The organism is Streptomyces sp. SAS_281, from assembly GCF_052542855.1.
In genome coordinates, this window is the sequence record NZ_JBMNDO010000236.1 from 1 (window position 1) to 3,131 (window position 3,131).

The 3,131-nt window shown below is 71.4% G+C and carries 5 protein-coding genes; 2 read left to right on the top strand and 3 right to left on the bottom strand.

Translation table 11 applies throughout. From position 1 onward, the window contains the following. Positions 1–63: 63 nt before the first annotated feature. Entirely contained in the window at positions 64–843 is a 780-nt protein-coding gene (locus tag ACN6LM_RS37775) for a hypothetical protein (protein WP_445069946.1), read from the bottom strand. Continuing rightward, complete coding sequence (locus ACN6LM_RS37780; RefSeq protein WP_445069947.1) at positions 840–1,328, bottom strand: SigE family RNA polymerase sigma factor; 489 nt, start codon at positions 1,326–1,328, stop codon at positions 840–842. Before ACN6LM_RS37780 ends, ACN6LM_RS37775 begins: the two co-directional genes overlap by 4 nt. Positions 1,329–1,532: 204 nt before the next feature. Between ACN6LM_RS37780 and ACN6LM_RS37785 the strand changes: the two genes are divergently transcribed. Continuing rightward, positions 1,533–2,162 (top strand): CGNR zinc finger domain-containing protein, encoded by a 630-nt coding sequence (locus ACN6LM_RS37785; protein ID WP_445069948.1) that lies wholly within the window; start codon positions 1,533–1,535, stop codon positions 2,160–2,162. Here ACN6LM_RS37785 and sodX read toward each other — a convergent pair. Further along, positions 2,066–2,524 carry a nickel-type superoxide dismutase maturation protease gene (sodX, locus tag ACN6LM_RS37790; RefSeq protein ID WP_164404433.1) on the bottom strand — a complete coding sequence of 153 codons (459 nt, stop codon included), beginning with the start codon at positions 2,522–2,524 and terminating at the stop codon, positions 2,066–2,068. The two genes, ACN6LM_RS37785 and sodX, sit on opposite strands and share 97 nt — an antisense overlap. 172 nt (positions 2,525–2,696) lie before the next feature. Between sodX and sodN the strand changes: the two genes are divergently transcribed. Next, a complete protein-coding gene (gene sodN, locus ACN6LM_RS37795; protein WP_143622142.1) occupies positions 2,697–3,092 on the top strand; it encodes a superoxide dismutase, Ni in 396 nt (131 codons plus the stop codon). Positions 3,093–3,131: the final 39 nt, after the last annotated feature.

The window sequence follows — 3,131 nt, forward strand, 5'->3', positions numbered from 1 at the left end:
CCGATCTCCACGAGGTCCGTACCGCCCTTCCGCCTTCCCGGGGCCCCTCCGCAGGGCCCCGGGTCACTCCGCCGGCAGCAGCTCCGGACGCAGCATCAGCTCGCGCAGCTGGGCACGGGTGAGCGGCGGGGACTTGAGAAGCGGCCCATTGACCACCTCGGCCTCGAAACCGGTGCTGTCGCGTACGCCCAGCAGTGAGCCGTCCGCCAGGGTGAGCCGGCCGACCAGCTCCGGACCCCACTGCGGGGTGCCGTCCCCGTACTCCATGTCGTCGCTCCAGATGGTGAGCACCCGCCCGCCTGACAGCTCCTCGCGGACGCAGTCGGTACGGGCCGGCTCCCCGTTCTCCGGCTTGCACAGGTCCGCATCCGGTGCTCCGCCGCCGAGCTTCTTGCGTACCGTCTCGGCGTCCATGACGTCGATGGTCAGATACCCGACGCCGCCGTCCCGGCGGATCTCGTACTGCCCGTCGACAGGCCCGGTCGTGGAGGGCTCGGGCGGCGGCGGCGAGGCATGCTTGATGATGTCGGCGAACGACACCTCTTCGATCGTGCCGGTCATATCCGGCAACAGCCTGAGGAGCTGCACGTCCCGCCCCGGCGCCTGACCGGGCTTCTCGGCCAGGGACCCCACGGACTGGGTCTGCGGGGAGGTCGGCGCCGAGGAGAGCTGGGGCACGACGAACGCCCCCGCCGCCACCGCGCACACCGCCGTCACCGACACCGCGGTCCGACGCCGCCACCGGACCCGGCCCGCCTTCGCGTACACGGCCTCCGTGCTGATGACCGGCTGCCCGGCCTCCTCGGCGGCCCGCCCCAGCAGTTCACGCACGTCGTCGCTCATACCCCTACCTCCGCCATCTCGGCGCGCAGCGCCGCCAACCCCCGAGCCGTGTGGCTCTTGACCGTGTTCTCCCGCATCCCGAGCATCGCGGCCGTGGCCTCGACGCTCAGGTCCTCCCAGTAGCGCAGCACCAGGACCGCCCGCTGCCTGGGCGTGAGCCGGGCGAGCGCCGCCCGTACCGCCAGGCCGGTGTCCGTGTCGGGTGCCTCGGCGGCCCGCTCGGGCAGTTCCCCGTACGCCTGCTCGCGGCGCCAGAAGCGGCGGCGGCCCGCGATGAAGGTGTTGACCAGGGTCTTGCGCGCGTACGCCTCGATGTTGTCGAGCCGCCCGTGCCGCCGTCCGCCCAGCACCACCTTGACCAGGGTCGTCTGGACCAGGTCCTCGGCCTCGTGCCGGTCGCCGCAGAGCAGGAACGCGCTGCGGAACAGGGCGGTACGCCGGCCCTCGACGAAGGCGTGCAGCGCGGCGTGATCATCGCTCCGCATCCGGTTGTCCCTCCTCCGGCCCGCTGGTGCGGACCGTCTCACCCTTCCAGTGCGGCGGGCGGCACGGCGGGTTGCAGCAGACGCGGGGGAATTCGAAGGACGGCCTCCCCGGCACCCCGGCCCTCCCCCGTAATAGCCTGTACGCTGAGCGACCCATTACGCCTGCTTCACACCGCCCCTGGACCGACGCCGTAAGGACACCTCGTGGAACTGGCCTATTACGCGGACTACGCCGTGCGCCTGGTCAACACCGAGCAGCCGGCCCGGAACAAGGACGCCCTCACCTCCGTCGAGGCGGTCCGGGACCTGTTCGGCCCCAGCGGCCAGGCGGCCCGGCGGGCGACCGACGCGGACGTGACCCGGTTCCGTTCCGTACGGGCGCGGCTGCGCGCGGTGTTCGAGGCGGCCGACGCCGGGGACGAGCGGCTCGCGGTGGACCGGCTGAACTCGCTGCTGATGGAGTTCCCGGTCAGCCCGCAGATCTCCGGGCACGAGGAGCGCGACGCGGACGGCCGGCCGGACTGGCACATGCACCTGGCGGACCACCCGTCCAACGCCACCGCGGGCTACGCCGCGATCGCCTCCATGGGCCTGGCCTTCCACCTCACCTCGCACGGCGTGGACCGGCTCGGCCTGTGCGAGGCCGCGCCCTGCCGCAACGCGTACCTCGACACCTCGACCAACCGCTCCCGGCGCTACTGCTCGGACCGCTGCGCGACCCGTGCCAACGTAGCCGCCTACCGGGCCCGCAAGCGCCTGGAGACCGAGCGCGCCGCCGAGACCGGCCGCAGCGCGGAGACCGCCCAGGCCACCACCCCGCGCACCGAGCGCTGATCCTTCGTCAGCGGCCGGTACCGCGCCCGGACCCGGGCCAGCACCAGCTCCTCGGGCACCGTCCCGTAGTCCGTGCTGTCCCCGCCCGCGTAACTGTTGTCCCCGAGCACCCACCAGCCCCCGGCCCGCCGCTCCACGGCCCGCTTCACCACCAGCAGGTCCTGCTGGAACGGGTGGCGCAGGATCACCACGTCACCGGGGCGCACCTCCGCCCCGTACTGCACGAGCAGCCAGTCCCCGTGATGGAGCGTGGGCACCATCGAGGGCCCCGTCACCTCCACCACCTGGAACGGCACCCGCCCCGCGAGCCCCCGTGCGGGCTGCTCGTCGGCAAGCTCCGGCACCTCCGGCACCTCCCTCATCTCCTCCCCGGCTCGTCCGGTACACCGTCCCTCACAGGATTTCGTACATTCGGCCACTGGTCCCACACTCATCCCGGACTTTTGGCCTAAGCCCCCGGGGGCACTCGCAAAAACACGCTTCTCACGGAGTAATGTCCCACCTGAGAAGACGATCACGAGGAAGGACAGCTCAATGCTTTCCCGCCTGTTTGCCCCCAAGGTGAAGGTCAGCGCCCACTGCGACCTGCCCTGCGGCGTGTACGACCCGGCCCAGGCCCGCATCGAGGCGGAGTCCGTCAAGGCCGTCCAGGAGAAGTTCCAGGCCAACGAGGACCCGCACTTCCGGGCCCGCGCCGTGGTCATCAAGGAGCAGCGCGCCGAGCTCGCCAAGCACCACGTCTCGGTCCTGTGGAGCGACTACTTCAAGGCCCCGCACTTCGAGAAGTACCCGCAGCTCCACCAGCTGGTCAACGACACCCTGAAGGCCCTCTCGGCCGCCAAGGGCTCGACCGACCCGGCCACCGGCCAGAAGGCGCTGGACCTGATCGCGGAGATCGACAAGATCTTCTGGGAGACCAAGAAGGCCTGATCTCCCGGTCCTGTTCCGGAGGGGTACGACCGCGAGATC

Excerpts from the sequence above, each read along its gene's own strand:
- sodX (WP_164404433.1), bottom strand. The coding sequence starts at position 2,524 with ATGAGGGAGGTGCCGGAGGTGCCGGAGCTTGCCGACGAGCAGCCCGCA.
- ACN6LM_RS37780 (WP_445069947.1), bottom strand. The coding sequence starts at position 1,328 with ATGCGGAGCGATGATCACGCCGCGCTGCACGCCTTCGTCGAGGGCCGG.
- sodN (WP_143622142.1), top strand. The coding sequence starts at position 2,697 with ATGCTTTCCCGCCTGTTTGCCCCCAAGGTGAAGGTCAGCGCCCACTGC.
- ACN6LM_RS37775 (WP_445069946.1), bottom strand. The coding sequence starts at position 843 with ATGAGCGACGACGTGCGTGAACTGCTGGGGCGGGCCGCCGAGGAGGCC.